Annotated in this window: 8 protein-coding genes and 1 other RNA gene; 8 read left to right on the top strand and 1 reads right to left on the bottom strand. The window is 61.5% G+C overall.

All coding sequences use genetic code 11. The features are described 5' to 3' along the window. Position 1 precedes the first annotated feature (1 nt). The 7 genes from smc (at position 2) to QRN33_RS02630 (ending at position 11,417) form a co-directional block, all read left to right on the top strand. Entirely contained in the window at positions 2-3,490 is a 3,489-nt protein-coding gene (gene smc, locus QRN33_RS02600; protein WP_285406710.1) for a chromosome segregation protein SMC, read from the top strand. A gap of 225 nt (positions 3,491-3,715) precedes the next feature. Continuing rightward, positions 3,716-4,579, top strand: coding sequence for a cell division protein ZipA (gene zipA, locus QRN33_RS02605; RefSeq protein ID WP_116658610.1), 864 nt, complete (start codon positions 3,716-3,718; stop codon positions 4,577-4,579). A 183-nt stretch (positions 4,580-4,762) separates the two neighbouring features. Next, positions 4,763-7,120: an NAD-dependent DNA ligase LigA gene (gene ligA / locus QRN33_RS02610; protein ID WP_285406713.1), complete on the top strand. Its 2,358-nt coding sequence runs from the start codon at positions 4,763-4,765 to the stop codon at positions 7,118-7,120. 213 nt (positions 7,121-7,333) lie between these two features. Continuing rightward, on the top strand, positions 7,334-8,497 hold the full coding sequence (locus QRN33_RS02615) for a zinc-binding metallopeptidase family protein (RefSeq protein ID WP_042608430.1): 1,164 nt from the start codon (positions 7,334-7,336) through the stop codon (positions 8,495-8,497). A gap of 134 nt (positions 8,498-8,631) precedes the next feature. After that, positions 8,632-8,728, top strand: an RNA gene (ffs, locus tag QRN33_RS02620) — signal recognition particle sRNA small type. A 205-nt stretch (positions 8,729-8,933) separates the two neighbouring features. Continuing rightward, entirely contained in the window at positions 8,934-9,419 is a 486-nt protein-coding gene (locus QRN33_RS02625; protein ID WP_285406716.1) for a hypothetical protein, read from the top strand. A gap of 36 nt (positions 9,420-9,455) precedes the next feature. Then, on the top strand, positions 9,456-11,417 hold the full coding sequence (locus tag QRN33_RS02630) for a hypothetical protein (protein WP_285406719.1): 1,962 nt from the start codon (positions 9,456-9,458) through the stop codon (positions 11,415-11,417). 100 nt (positions 11,418-11,517) lie between these two features. Here the strand turns inward: QRN33_RS02630 and QRN33_RS02635 are convergent, their stop codons facing one another. Beyond that, positions 11,518-12,267 (bottom strand): substrate-binding periplasmic protein, encoded by a 750-nt coding sequence (locus tag QRN33_RS02635; protein WP_042608427.1) that lies wholly within the window; start codon positions 12,265-12,267, stop codon positions 11,518-11,520. A 145-nt stretch (positions 12,268-12,412) separates the two neighbouring features. On the opposite strand from QRN33_RS02635, the gene dnaX reads away from it, so the two are divergent. Further along, a complete protein-coding gene (gene dnaX / locus QRN33_RS02640) occupies positions 12,413-14,509 on the top strand; it encodes a DNA polymerase III subunit gamma/tau (RefSeq protein ID WP_285406722.1) in 2,097 nt (698 codons plus the stop codon). Positions 14,510-14,523 lie beyond the last annotated feature (14 nt).

Here is a 14,523-nt window from a genome sequence, read left to right on the forward strand (position 1 = left end):
CGTGCGGCTAAAGTGCATCAAACTGGCGGGGTTCAAGTCCTTCGTCGACCCGACCACGGTGAACTTCCCCAGTAACATGGCGGCGGTCGTCGGGCCGAACGGTTGCGGCAAGTCGAACATCATCGACGCCGTGCGCTGGGTGATGGGCGAAAGTTCGGCGAAGAACCTCCGTGGCGAGTCGATGACCGACGTCATCTTCAACGGCTCGACCAGCCGCAAACCGGTGAGTCAGGCGAGCATCGAGCTGGTGTTCGATAACTCCGACGGCACGCTGCTCGGCGAATACGCCGCCTACGCGGAGATTTCCATCCGCCGCAAAGTCACCCGCGACAGCCAGACCACTTATTACCTCAACGGCACCAAGTGCCGTCGGCGCGACATCACCGATATCTTCCTCGGCACCGGCCTCGGCCCGCGCAGCTACTCGATCATCGAACAGGGGATGATCTCCAAGCTGATCGAGTCCAAGCCTGAAGACCTGCGTAACTTCATCGAAGAAGCCGCCGGCATCTCGAAATATAAAGAGCGCCGCCGCGAAACCGAAAACCGCATCCGCCGCACCCACGAGAACCTCGCACGCCTGACCGACCTGCGCGAAGAGCTGGAGCGCCAGCTCGAACGTCTGCACCGTCAGGCCGAGGCGGCGAAAAAGTACCAGGAGCTCAAGGCCGAAGAGCGTCAGCTCAAGGCGCAACTGTCGGCCCTGCGCTGGCAGGATCTCAACGAGCAGGTCGGCCAGCGCGAGTCGATCATTGGCAACCAGGAAGTCAGCTTCGAAGCGTTGGTCGCCGAGCAGCGTAACGCCGATGCGGCCATCGAACGCCTGCGCGACGGCCACCACGACCTGTCCGAGCGCTTCAATCTGGTGCAGGGCCGCTTCTATTCGGTCGGCGGCGACATCGCCCGGGTCGAGCAGAGCATTCAGCACGGCCAGCAGCGTTTGCGCCAGTTGCAGGACGATCTGAAAGAAGCCGAGCGCGCGCGTCTGGAAACCGAATCGCACCTGGGCCACGACCGCACCTTGCTGCTGACCCTCGGTGAAGAGCTGGACATGCTCACCCCCGAGCAGGAAGTCACCAGCGCCGCCGCCGAAGAAGCCGCCGCTGCGCTTGAAGAAGCCGAAACCACCATGCACGGCTGGCAGGAGCAGTGGGACGCCTTCAACCTGACGGCTGCCGAACCGCGCCGTCAGGCCGAAGTGCAACAGTCGCGGATCCAGCAGTTGGAAAGCAGCATGGAGCGCCTGGCCGACCGGCAGAAACGCCTCGGCGAAGAACGTGCGTTGCTTTCAGCCGATCCGGAAGATGCGGCGATCATGGCGCTCAACGAGCAGCTCGCCGAGTCCGAAGCGACCCTGGAAGATTTGCAGACCAGCGAAGAAGCGCAGGTCGAAAAGCTCGAACAACTGCGTCAGGAATTGCAGCAGGCCTTGACCGCCCAGCAGCAGGCGCAGGGCGATCTGCAGCGGCTCAACGGGCGTTTGGCGTCGCTGGAAGCCTTGCAGCAGGCCGCGCTCGATCCCGGCACCGGCACTGCTGAGTGGTTGAAGGAACACAACCTCGCCGAGCGTCCGCGTCTGGCCGAGGGCCTGAAGGTCGAGGCCGGTTGGGAGCTGGCGGTGGAAACCGTGCTTGGTGCCGATCTGCAAGCGGTGCTGGTCGACGATTTCAGCGGCTTCGATCTGTCCGGTTTCACCCAAGGCGATTTGCGCCTGCTCAGCCCGGCCAGCGATGGCGTGCGGGTGGCGGGCAGCCTGTTGGATAAAGTCGAGGCGCAGATCGATCTGTCGCCGTGGCTTGGTCAGGTCAAACCGGTCGACAGCCTTGAACAGGCGCTGGCGTTGCGCGGTCAGTTGAGCACCGGGCAAAGCCTGATCAGCCGCGACGGCTATTGGGTCGGACGACACTTTTTACGCGTACGTCGCGCCAGCGAAGCGGAAAGCGGCATGCTCGCCCGTGGCCAGGAAATCGAAGACTTGCAGCTTGAACGCGAAGAGCGCGAAGCCACGGTCGAGGCCATGGAAACCCGTCTGCAAACCTTGCGTGCGCAACAGCGCCAGCAGGAAAACGGCCGCGAACATCTGCGTCGCTTGCTGCAAGACGAAGCGCGCCAGCAAGGCGAATTGAAAGCGCAGCTGTCCGCCGGCAAAGCCAAGGCCGAACAGCTGACATTGCGTCGCACCCGTCTTGATGAAGAACTGGTCGAACTCGCCGAACAGCGCGAGCTTGAGCACGAACAGGTCGGCGAGGCGCGCATGCAATTGCAGGAAGCACTGGATGCCATGGCGCTCGACACCGAGCAGCGCGAGTTACTGCTGGCCCAGCGCGACAGCCTGCGCGAGCGCCTTGATCGCGTGCGTCAGGAAGCGCGGCAGCACAAGGATCACGCCCATCAACTGGCCGTGCGTCTCGGCTCGTTGCGCGCCCAGCATGACTCCACGCGGCAGGCGTTGGAGCGTCTGGAAATGCAGGCCGAACGCCTGACTGAAAAGCGCGAACAGTTGAGTCTGAATCTGGAGGAGGGCGAGGCGCCGCTGGAAGAGTTACGCCTCAAGCTCGAAGAGTTGCTCGACAAGCGCATGACCGTTGACGAAGAACTCAAGACTGCGCAGATCGCCCTGGAAGACGCCGATCGCGAATTGCGCGATGCGGAAAAACGCCGGACCCAGGCCGAACAGCAATCGCAGCTGATTCGCGGCCAGCTCGAACAGCAGCGCATGGAGTGGCAAGCCCTGACCGTGCGCCGCAAGGCCTTGCAGGACCAATTGCTTGAAGATGGCTACGATCTCAACGGCGTGCTCGCGACATTGACGGCGCAAGCCAGTGAACGCGAAGCCGAAGAAGAACTCGAACGCATCAACGCGCGGATTCAGCGCCTGGGCGCGATCAACCTCGCGGCCATCGATGAATACACGCAACAATCGGAGCGTAAACGTTATCTGGATGCGCAGGACGCCGATCTGGTCGAGGCGCTGGAGACGCTGGAAAACGTCATTCGCAAGATCGACAAGGAAACCCGCAATCGTTTCAAAGATACCTTTGATCAGATCAATGGCGGTTTACAGGCACTTTTTCCAAAAGTTTTCGGCGGTGGACGGGCGTATTTGGAACTGACGGGCGAAGATCTACTCGATACAGGGGTGACGATCATGGCGCAGCCGCCCGGGAAGAAGAACAGCACCATCCATTTGCTCTCCGGTGGCGAAAAAGCCCTGACTGCATTGGCCCTGGTTTTTGCCATCTTCAAGTTGAACCCGGCGCCGTTCTGCATGCTCGACGAAGTTGACGCGCCACTGGATGACGCTAACGTTGGACGCTACGCACGGCTGGTCAAAGAGATGTCCCAGACCGTGCAGTTCATCTACATCACCCACAACAAGATCGCCATGGAAATGGCCGAGCAATTGATGGGCGTGACCATGCATGAACCGGGTTGTTCGCGGCTGGTGGCGGTGGATGTCGAGGAGGCGATGGCGATGGTGGACGCCTAGCGGCGGTGCTGCAAGTGACAAGCTCCAGGCTGCAGGTGGACGGCTTGTGGCTTGGCGCTTAAAGCTTGTAGCTGCGAAGCCTTTGATCGTGCTAGTTTAATGTCAATTTTTCGTATACGTGGGCAAAACGCCTGTCAGAACATAGAGTTGGCGCCACGTTTTAAAGCGGTTTACGCAGTGTAAACCCCTTATTTTTCAGCATTTTTTATAGAGGCACGGGATTACATGGAAATCGGTCTGCGCGAGTGGCTGATCGTCATCGGCATCATTGTGATAGCCGGTATTCTTTTCGATGGCTGGCGCCGTATGCGCGGCGGCAAGGGAAAGCTGAAATTCCGTCTCGACCGGAGCCTGTCCAATCTGCCGGACGAGGACACCAGCGCCGAGCTGTTGGGCCCGGCCCGCGTGCTGGACACGCACAAGGAGCCGCAACTGGACGAGCACGATCTGCCGTCGGTGAGCATGCCCAACCGCGAAGCCCGCGAGCCGCGTGAATCCGGCTCGAAACGTGGCAAGCGCGGCAGCAATGGCCCGGCGCAGGGCGACCTGAACCTCGACCTCGATCTGGACGGCGGTCCGAGCTTCAGCAGCCGTGACGACGATTTCGCCGAAGACAGCAAGCCTGCACCGACCGTGGCGGAAAAAGATCAGCCGCAAGCCGAAGAGGTCCTGGTGATCAGCGTAATCTGCCGCGACCCGGCTGGCTTCAAGGGCCCGGCGCTGCTGCAGAACATTCTCGAAAGCGGTCTGCGTTTTGGCGAGATGGATATTTTCCACCGCCACGAAAGCATGGCCGGCAACGGTGAAGTGCTGTTCTCCATGGCCAACGCGGTCAAGCCGGGCATTTTCGATCTGGACGACATCGACCATTTCAGCACCCCGGCGGTGAGCTTCTTCCTCGGTCTGCCAGGCCCGCGTCATCCGAAACAGGCTTTCGACGTGATGGTCGCGGCAGCACGCAAGCTGTCCCAGGAGCTGAACGGCGAACTGAAAGATGATCAGCGCAGCGTGCTGACCGCGCAGACGATCGAGCACTACCGTCAGCGCATCGTCGAGTTCGAACGCCGCGCGCTGACCCAGAAGCGCTAAGGCCAGAGCGCAGTTGTGGCGAGGGAGCTTGCTCCCGCTGGGTTGCGAAGCGACCCCAAATTTACGGCGGCTTCGCCACCGAGCGGGAGCAAGCTCCCTCGCCACAAGGTCTACCACCTTGAGCGACTATGATTAGACACTGGAGCAGCCTCGGCTGCTCTTTTGCTTTGTGAGAGAACACCCATGACCGCCGCCAAAACCCGCATTCTAGAGCTGCGCGCTGAGCTGGATCAGCACAACTATCGCTACCATGTTCTCGACGAACCGAGCATTCCGGACGCCGAGTACGACCGCTTGTTCCACGAGCTCAAGGCACTGGAAGCAGCCAACCCGGAACTGATCACCAGCGACTCGCCGACCCAGCGCGTCGGCAGCATGGCGCTGACTGCGTTCACTCAGGTGCGTCACGAAATCCCGATGCTCAGCCTCGGCAACGCCTTCGAAGAATCCGACATGCGCGAGTTCGATCGCCGGGTCAACGAAGGTCTCGACGTGCCGGCCGGCGATCTGTTCGGTGGTGGCGCGGCGGTGGAATACAGCTGCGAGCCGAAGCTCGATGGCCTGGCGGTCAGCCTGCTGTATCAGGACGGTCTGCTGGTACGTGGCGCCACCCGAGGCGATGGCACCACTGGCGAAGACATCAGTGTCAACGTGCGCACCGTGCGCAACATTCCTCTTAAGCTGCACGGCGAAGGCTGGCCGGCGACGCTGGAAGTGCGCGGTGAAGTGTTCATGTCCAAGGCCGGTTTCGAGCGACTCAACGCCTCGCAACTGGAGATCGGCGGCAAGACCTTCGCCAACCCGCGCAACGCTGCTGCGGGCAGTCTGCGCCAGCTCGATTCGAAGATCACCGCCAACCGGCCGCTGGAATTCTGCTGCTACGGCATCGGTCAGGTATCCCACGACATTTCCGACACCCACATCGGCAACCTCAAGCAGTTGCAGAAGTGGGGCATGCCGATCAGTCACGAACTGAAGCTGGCCAAGGGCATCGACGAGTGCCTGGAGTACTACCACGACATCGGCGCACGGCGTAATGCACTCGCTTATGAGATCGACGGTGTGGTGTTCAAGGTCAACAGCATTGCCGACCAGCGTGAACTGGGCTTCCGCGCCCGCGAACCGCGCTGGGCGATCGCGCATAAATTCCCGGCGATGGAAGAACTCACCGAGCTGCTCGACGTTGAATTCCAGGTCGGCCGCACCGGTGCGGTGACCCCGGTGGCGCGTCTGAAGCCGGTGAAAGTCGCCGGCGTCACCGTGGCCAACGCCACCTTGCACAACATGGACGAAGTGGCACGTCTGGGCCTGATGATCGGCGACACGGTGATCATTCGCCGCGCCGGCGATGTGATTCCGCAAGTGGTGCAGGTGGTCACCGAGCGTCGTCCTGATAACGCGCGCCCGGTCGCCATCCCTGAAAGCTGCCCGGTGTGCGGCTCGCATGTCGAACGCACGCAACTGGTCAAGCGCAGCAAGGGCAAGGAAACCTTCAGCGAAGGCGCGGTGTATCGCTGCGTCGGCCGATTGGCCTGTGGCGCGCAACTCAAGCAGGCGATCATTCACTTCGTTTCGCGCCGGGCCATGGACATCGAAGGTCTGGGCGACAAGAGCGTCGAGCAACTGGTCGACGAAGGTCTGGTCAGTTCGCCAGCCGATCTGTATGCGCTGAAGTTCGATGACATCGTCGATCTGGAAGGCTTTGCCGAAGTCTCAAGCAACAAGTTGTTGAAAGCCATCGAAGACAGCAAGCAACCGAGCCTGGCACGTTTCATCTACGCCCTCGGCATTCCTGATGTCGGCGAGGAAACAGCCAAGGTGCTGGCACGGTCGCTGGGTTCGCTGGAGCGCGTGCAACAGGCCTTGCCGCACGTCCTGACCTACCTGCCGGATGTCGGCCTGGAAGTGGCGCACGAGATTCACAGCTTCTTCGAGGATGCGCACAACCAGCAGGTCATCAGCGAATTGCTCGGCCACGGCTTGCAGATTCAGGACCAAGGGGAGCTGGGCGCGGAGTTCGCCGCCAGTACCACGCTGGGCGGCTTGCTCGACAAGCTGCACATTCCTTTCGTCGGCCCCGGTGGTGCACAGAAACTGGCGGACCGCTTTGGCTCGCTGGAAGAGGTGATGAACGCTGACTGGCTGGACATGCGTCAGGCGCTGCCGGAGAAGCAGGCCAACTCGGTGCGCGAGTTCTTCGCCTCGCCCGAGAATCGCCAACTCGCCGAGCAGTCTGAGCAACAACTGCGCAATTTCGGCATGCATTGGCAGAGCGAGAAGAAAGTCGTTGAAGGTTTGCCATTGTCCGGCGAAACCTGGGTGCTGACCGGCAAGGTCGAACTGATGAGCCGGGATGTGGCCAAGGATCATCTGGAAAGCCTTGGTGCCAAGGTTGCCGGTTCCGTGTCGGCGAAAACCCATTGCGTGGTCGCAGGCCCCGGTGCCGGCTCGAAACTGACCAAGGCCAATGAACTCGGGGTCAAGGTCATGGACGAAGAAGCGTTTATCGCCTTCCTCAAAACCCACGGCGTCACCGTGTAAGGGATGTGCCGCTCTTGTGGCGAGGGAGCTTGCTCCCGCTGGGCTGCGGAGCAGCCCCAAACCCTTGCAGGCAAACCGCGGATGCTGGATTTGCGACCGAGCGGGAGCGAGCTCCCTCGCCCAATGGCGGTGTCATCGGGTAGCGCGCGGTATTCGGGAACGATGTTGTCTTGAGGATGATCTAGTCTTGGCCAGTCCCAGGGAGAGATCGCCATGCACCGCTTTTTCGAGCAGCTCAGTTCCCGCATCATCGCGCCGTTCGTGGCCGGATCCTCACGCAACAGCAAAGTCTGGCCGTGCCGTTGTGGCCAGTCGCTGTTCTTTCGCAACAGCCAGTGCCTGGCCTGTAACGCCTTGCTCGGTTATCAACCTGAACAAAGTCGCCTGACCTCGCTGCAGCCTGGGCCGGAAGAGGGCACCTGGACACTCGACGTCGATCCCGACGCCGGCCTGTTCCGCCGCTGCGCCAACCTCGACATGCCCGCCGCCTGCAACTGGCTGCTGCCGGCCAACGATCACGACACCTTGTGCATCGCTTGCAGCCTCAACCGCACCATCCCCGACCTGTCCGTCCCGGAAAACCCCGAGCGCTGGCGCAAGGTCGAGATCGCCAAGCGTCGACTGGTCGCGCAATTGATCACCCTCGGCCTGCCGGTGATCGCGAAAACCGTGGATGAAGAAACCGGGCTGGCGTTCGACTTCATCGGAGTCGACCTGCAAGGCAACGCACCAATGACCGGTCATGCCAACGGTCTGATCACTCTCGACATCCAGGAAGCCGACGATGCCCATCGCGAGCAGGTCAGGGCGCAAATGCACGAGCCCTATCGCACGCTGCTCGGGCATTTTCGCCATGAGGTCGGGCACTATTACTGGGATCGCCTGATCGCCAACGGCCCCTGGCTCGGCGCATTCCGCAACCTGTTCGGCGACGAACGCGCCAGTTACGCCGAGGCGCTGGACCGGCATTATCAGCAAGGCGCACCGCTGGACTGGCCGCAGCATTACGTCAGTGCCTACGCGACCATGCACCCGTGGGAAGACTGGGCGGAAACCTGGGCGCATTACCTGCACATGATGGACGCCGTAGACACTGCGCTGGGTTTCGGCATGAGCGCGCGGGAAATGGACTTCGATTACCAGCCGTTTCCGACCAGCACCCTGTACGACCCGGAGCACCCCGGCGGGAGCGCGTTCCTGTCATTCGTCAACGCATGGATCGAACTGGCCGGCATGCTCAACGAACTGTCGCGCAGCATGGGCCAGCCGGATTTCTATCCGTTCGTACTGCCGGCAGCGGCGATCGCCAAGCTGCACTTCATTCATCTGGTGATCCAGCAGGCGGGCGGTCGTGCAGACGAAGTTCTGGCCCTGTAGGAGCCGCCGAAGGCTGCGATCTTTATGTCCTTGAACCCGTTCATATTTTTTATCTGCAACCAACGGTTGTAACTTCATCTCAGACAGGTACAATGGCGCGGCTCGCCGACAGGCAAGCGTCGTTATGGTGACCCCATCGGTCCCCCCGCAACGATTACCCGTGAACCTGGTCAGATCCGGAAGGAAGCAGCCACAGCGGGAACATTGTGTGCCGGGGTGTGGCTGGTGGGGGCACCACCTTAACGAACCATCGAAGGCTTCAGACAGAACTGCATGGGTTTCGCCCACTGCGGTTTTTTTATGCCTGTGATTTGGCTTTTGGCGTTGATCTGCTATCAGAAACGCTCAGATCAGCAGCGTAGCGTCCCGTTGGCCGTGCGGCTGTCGAAGCTGAACAGTGGCATACTCCCTCGCCTGGCATCGAGAGGTAAGGCAAGTGGGTGAAATTGACGATCTGACTCGGGAAAAACTGCGCGAATGGCAGTTGCGTCGTCTGGAAGTCAAGGAACAGATGCGGGAACAGCCCGAGCGAACCCTGGAGCTGTCGCGCTTGCTCGACCTGATGGATGAAGAGCACGCCGCGATCCTGGCGGCTTCGACCGTGTTCAACGCGGTTGAAGAAACGGCGCAGCCGGTCGCGGTGCAGGACCAGCCCGCCGCTCAACCGAGGGCCGGCCAGTACGACCTGCAATTGCACGCCAGCGCTCAAAGCCCTGAACACTTGCGCAAACTGCTCGAAATGGCGCTCTACGAAGTGCAGGCACAGATCGATGCGGGCTCGATGACCGACTGCGCAGCTCGACGCGGCATGTCCGGCACGCTGGGCGACTACTCCTTCGAGCTGCGGATCCACCCCGAGACCGGCAATGAGGGATGCTTGCCGCCCACCCATGAACTGCGCGACGAGAATGACCAGGACTGATCTGGTGTTGTGTCAAAGCCCAGGCGGCGAGGTTGTATGCACCCGGAACATTTTGATTTGGCCACCCCGGTACTTCTACCGATTACCCATGATGCATGTACGGCGTTGTTGCAGCCCGAGGGTGAAGCGGCACTGGCCGACCTGACTGACCCGGAACTGGCGGCGCTGCTGGTTATCCAGAACCTCGCCCAGGCCACGGAGCAGGATTTGAGCGCCAACGCGGCAGAGAAAATTCTCGCCAGACTCATTGACTGGTCCGTCACCTCCCGGCGCTCTGGATCGACGGGACTGATTTCAGAGGCGCGGCGATTGTTCGATTCGCGCAAACTGTATTTCGGCCTCAATGCGCTCAAAGGCCTGAACCTGCGGTTTCTCATGGCTGACGAAGTCACTGCGCAGGAATACCTGTTGCGCGACGGGCAATGGGATGTCGACTACAAGATTCGCCATCAGAAACAGAACAACCCGTTCAGTCAGCAAATGGTCACGCCTCGTGAGCGTGAGCACTGGTTAAGCGCCGCGCAGGACAAGCTGCTGCGGACCTTTCGCGCCAATCTCGACGAAGACCTGCACGTGCAGGGCTATGCGGGCATCGGCAAGAGCTACATGCTCAGTGCGCTGATCGAATGCCTGCGCTCGAAACGCACCCTGGTGCTGGCGCGCACCCCGGCGAAACTGGCGACGTTGCGCAAACACATCACGCAAGTGCACAACACCGAGATCGGTCAGACGTTTTTCGACTTTGCCCAGGCCCAGCTGCTTGGCCCACGGATGCACAGGGCCGGGACGCCTGCGCGGATCCCGAGCAAGCAGGCGCTGGCGCAGGAACTGAATATTTTTGGTTTCCGCCACCATGATTGCCCGGGCACGCTCGAGGTCTGTCTGCGAGTGCTGGAGCTGTATTGCGCGTCGAGAGACCACACGCTGTCCGCCAGGCATCTGCCCCATTTCCAGCAGCCCTTGACCGCCGCAGACTCGCAGGCGCTGCTGGAGTATTCCAGTCGCCTGTGGGTGTATCTGGAGGCCAACCCGGCCTGGGCCAGCCAGAGCGGTTTTCAGACGTTGTTGATGATCAAGCGCGCCAGTCTGGCCGGTTGCCGCGTCCCGCCGCGCTACACCCATGTGATCATCGACGAAAGCCAGGATGTGCCGGCGTCGCTGCTGCAGATTATCGAACGCGGGCAGCAGGTGCTGATCACCCTCGGCGATGAATATCAGCAGGCCAAGGGCGAGCCGCTCAAGCGCAAGCGTGAGGTTCGCCAGAGCGATATCTGCTATTCGGTGCGCTCGGGGCGCAATGTCGAGCGCCTGGTCAACCCGCTGATCTCGCGCCACACGCAGAAGAGCAAAGTGCCGTTTGAAGGTGCTCGCCATGCTGACGTCGATATCGAGTACTACCCGCAAGCCTTCGTGCCGCCGGAGGGTTGCGTGGTGCTGACTGCGTCACCGTGGGACACGATGATGTGGGCCATCCACCTGCATGATTCCAGTTGCGCCTTCAGTTTTCCCGACAAGGAAGCGCAGGACGACATCAAGCATTTCATGACCACCGCCATCGAGCTGTTCCGCCGCGATTTCTACAGCGCCGGGTCCAGCGAGAAAGGGCCGCACCCGTTTTTCAGCGACATGGCCGACTGGCAGCAGGTGCGTGAGACCCATCGTTTCGACGAGGCGTTTTTGTGGATCGAAGCGCAACTGCAAGAAGGCTTCATGATTGCCGACCTGACTCGACTGAGCCAGAAGATCATCGACCCAGGCAAGGCCTGTCTGTTGATGATGGCCGAACGGGCCGGTGGCATGGAGTTCAAACGGGTGCTGTTGACGCGGGCCTTGCTCAGCAATGAGAAATTCAAGGACGCCTATGAGTTCGATCAGCGCATCTGTGCCGTCTACATCGCCATTTCCCGCGCCCGACAACAGCTGTACCTGCCTTACGACGTAGTCGAGTGGATCGACTTTCACGATTACCAGAAATTCCGCGAATCGCACGGCTATTAATATCCCCCTGTAGGAGTGAGCCTGCTCGCGATAGCGTCCGGCCAGCCAATCATCATTTGACTGATACACCGCTATCGCGAGCAGGCTCACTCCTACAGGGTTATGGGGTGTGTTCGGAGGTGCCGGTGTAGAGCCGGATGATCTCGTCTATCTCGCCGGACATTTTCATCCGCAGCAACGTGCGCAGAATCCGCTGCACCGGCACCTTCGGATCGTTCCTCACATAGCAGCCGATATGCTGTTCCTGCAGCACCGCGACCCCTCGCAACTGCTGCTCCGGCAGCAGGCGCTGATTGATCCAGTCCAGCGTCCACTGATTGCTCACCGCGTAGCGATAACGGCCGGCGAGGAGCTTTTCCAGCACCTGCTCCTGATTGCGCGCGTCTTCGCGTTGCAACCGGTCGGCGTCGAACAGTGATTGCAGGGTCGGGTAGCTGTAACCGAGGACGGTGCCGATGGCCTGTCGCGGCAGATCGGCGGGATTGATCTGCGCCGATTTATCTTCGCGGCTGACAAGCAGGTCGCGCTGAAACCACAGCGGCACGCTCCAGATGTAATCGCCGGACTGATTCGGCAGCCACGACTGTGCGGCATAGCAGCGCACGTCGATGTCGCCGTGTTCCATGGCGCTCTGGACCCGCGCACGCGGCAGGACGATGAACTGCGCCGGCGCGCCGACCTGCGTGGCCAGGCTGAGGAGGATGTCGTGCAGGATGCCCTGGGTCGGCCTGCCGCTTTCCAGTTGCACCATCGGCATCGCCCAGCTGTCCGGCACGGCGAAGCGCAACGGCGCTTGCGCTGCCATCGCGTTGAGGCTGATTCCCAGCAATGCCCCCAGGGCCCACCGCATAAACGCTCCGGTCATTCGCCGTCCCGAGCCGATAAAAGCCTCTGCTGATGCAGCTTAGCCATATTAGACGAGGACACCGGATGCAATTTTGCCCTTGCTCCGCTAGCATTAGCCGCTTCTGCTTCCTTCGCTGCGACGGTTTTCGATGAGTTATCAGGTTCTTGCACGTAAATGGCGTCCGCGCTCGTTCCGCGAAATGGTCGGCCAGACCCATGTGCTCAAGGCTCTGATCAATGCCTTGGACAGCCAGCGGCTGCACCACGCCTATCTGTTCACCGGGACGCGCGGGGTCGGCAAGACCACCATCGCGCGGATCATTGCCAAGTGCCTGAACTGCGAGACCGGTATCACCTCCAGCCCCTGCGGCGAATGTTCGGTGTGCCGCGAGATCGACGAAGGCCGTTTCGTCGACCTGATCGAGATCGACGCCGCCAGCCGCACCAAGGTCGAAGATACCCGCGAACTGCTCGACAATGTGCAGTACGCGCCAAGCCGTGGGCGCTTCAAGGTCTACCTGATCGACGAAGTGCACATGCTTTCCAGCCATTCCTTCAATGCGCTGCTGAAAACCCTTGAAGAGCCGCCGCCCTACGTCAAGTTCATCCTGGCGACCACCGATCCGCAGAAACTTCCGGCAACGATTCTTTCGCGCTGCCTGCAGTTCTCCCTGAAGAACATGACGCCCGAGCGTGTGGTCGAGCATTTGACCCACGTGCTCACGGCGGAAAACGTACCGTTTGAAGACGATGCACTGTGGCTGCTTGGCCGCGCTGCTGACGGCTCGATGCGCGACGCCATGAGCCTGACCGATCAGGCCATTGCTTTCGGCGAAGGCAAGGTGCTGGCTATTGACGTGCGGGCGATGCTCGGCACCCTGGATCACGGTCAGGTCTACGACGTTCTGCATTCATTGATCGAGGGTGACGCCAAGGCGCTGCTCGAAGCCGTGCGGCATCTGGCCGAGCAAGGTCCGGACTGGAACGGCGTGCTCTCGGAAATTCTCAACGTGCTGCACCGTGTGGCCATCGCTCAGGCGCTGCCGGAAGGCGTCGACAACGGCCACGGCGACCGTGATCGCGTATTGGCTTTGGCCCAGGCGTTGCCGGCCGAGGACGTGCAGTTCTATTACCAGATGGGCCTGATTGGCCGCCGCGACTTGCCGCTGGCGCCGGACCCGCGTGGCGGCTTCGAGATGGTCCTGCTGCGAATGCTGGCGTTCCGCCCGGCGGATACGGCGGACGCGCCGAGGCAACCGCTAAAGCCAGTGGGGATCAGCCAGGCCACAGTTGATTCCGCAAACTCCGTGGCTGCCGCGCCGAAGCCTGCGCCGGTGGTCGCTGCGGCTGTTGCGCCAGCGCCAGCGCCCGTGGCTGAGCCAGCGCCGGTAACCGCGCCGACTGCCGAGCCAGAATCTGTTGCACCGGTTGTCGAAGCGCAACCGGAGCCTGAGCCGGTCGCCGTCGAAGCCGTGGTCGATCTGCCGTGGAACGACCCGGTTGAAGCCGAGCCCGAGCCGGCGCCGGCACAGCAACCTGCCGTCGAGCCGGTGCTGGAAACCGCTGGCGAACAGCCCGAGCTGCCGCCAATGCCGTTGCCAACCCCGGACAGCGTGGTGCCGGACGCGCCGGAGTGGGCCGCCGCGCCGATTCCCGAGCCGTCCGTCGCTGACGTCGATGCCGCCACGCCAGGCATGGACATGGACGACGAACCGCCGCTGGACGAGGACTACATCGAGCCGGACATGGATTCGGCCTACAGCTATCTCGACGAACTGGCCAGCGAACACGCCGCCGATCCCGAACCTGAGCCCGAGCCGGAACCTGCCGCCGCGCCGGCAACCGGTCTGGCCCTTCAGTGGCTGGAGCTGTTCCCGAAACTGCCGATTTCCGGCATGACCGGCAGCATCGCCGCCAACTGCACCTTGATTGCGGTCGACGGCGATCATTGGCTGATGCACCTTGATCCGGCTCACAGCGCACTGTTCAACACTACGCAACAGCGTCGTCTCAACGACGCGTTGAACCAGTTCCACGGGCGCACGCTGACGCTGACCATCGAGCTGATCAAACCCGAACAGGAAACCCCGGCCCAGGCCGCTTCCCGTCGCCGCGCCAATCGGCAGCGCGAGGCGGAGGAATCGATCCATGGTGATCCGTTCATCCAGCAGATGGTTCAGCAGTTCGGTGCGGTGGTGCGAAGCGATACTATTGAACCTGTCGACGCCTTGGTCACCCAAGGCTAATAACTGAAGGCGCT

The organism is Pseudomonas sp. FR229a (assembly GCF_030209115.1).
Lineage (GTDB): Bacteria > Pseudomonadota > Gammaproteobacteria > Pseudomonadales > Pseudomonadaceae > Aquipseudomonas > Aquipseudomonas moraviensis_A.

Coding starts and splice junctions, on each gene's coding strand:
- QRN33_RS02635 (WP_042608427.1), bottom strand. CDS start 12,267: ATGCGGTGGGCCCTGGGGGCATTGCTGGGAATCAGCCTCAACGCGATG.
- zipA (WP_116658610.1), top strand. CDS start 3,716: ATGGAAATCGGTCTGCGCGAGTGGCTGATCGTCATCGGCATCATTGTG.
- ligA (WP_285406713.1), top strand. CDS start 4,763: ATGACCGCCGCCAAAACCCGCATTCTAGAGCTGCGCGCTGAGCTGGAT.
- QRN33_RS02615 (WP_042608430.1), top strand. CDS start 7,334: ATGCACCGCTTTTTCGAGCAGCTCAGTTCCCGCATCATCGCGCCGTTC.
- QRN33_RS02630 (WP_285406719.1), top strand. CDS start 9,456: ATGCACCCGGAACATTTTGATTTGGCCACCCCGGTACTTCTACCGATT.
- dnaX (WP_285406722.1), top strand. CDS start 12,413: ATGAGTTATCAGGTTCTTGCACGTAAATGGCGTCCGCGCTCGTTCCGC.